The organism is Aerococcus sp. L_32 (genome assembly GCF_050689315.1).
Genome location: NZ_JBOEQF010001208.1, coordinates 1 through 553 on the forward strand (window position 1 = coordinate 1; position 553 = coordinate 553).

General features: G+C 38.9%; 1 protein-coding gene. It reads right to left on the reverse strand.

Annotated features, from left to right (window positions below):
* Positions 1–276: SseB family protein (locus ACRCJ0_RS18965; RefSeq protein ID WP_431391754.1), on the reverse strand; the 276-nt coding region annotated here is incomplete at its 3' end.
* Positions 277–553: the final 277 nt, after the last annotated feature.

Genomic DNA, 553 nt, shown 5'->3' on the forward strand with positions numbered 1-553 from the left:
CTTAAAAGTCATTTGCTCAATCGAAACATTATCTGCTTTAGATGCGTACTGGCTAGCTTGGTCTTTGTCCGTAAAAGTCACAAGCTCTCGTTGTCCCTTTTCTTTGTCGTAAGTTAACCAGATACTTTTGTCGGCTGGTGTCCCCTCTAGTTGGATAGCGTATAAGTGGGCGGTCGCCATCGTGGTCAACATAGCCAGCGTTGTTAACGGATTGGGATCTGCCTTATATGCGGTCAATACTTCTATTAAACGTTTCTTGCCGAATAGCTGCGTCATTAAACCTTGCCTTCCTCTCATTTTTCTTCTATATAATAACTGTATAATCATTCTTATTTGTTATTCGCTATTGAGTTCTCGGAAAATAGCATTCTCTCCTTTAGATGGTCGTCAGCTAATCCGGACCAGCTTTTTAAAAATAAGGATTACTTCTATATTTTAGCGAATTTATGCTTTCGGTGTTTATTGTAACAAAAGACTGTTCAAAAATCATATATCCCCTCTTGGACCGAACAAGTTTACCTATCACTTGCGATAGCTTATATCTTGTGAAATC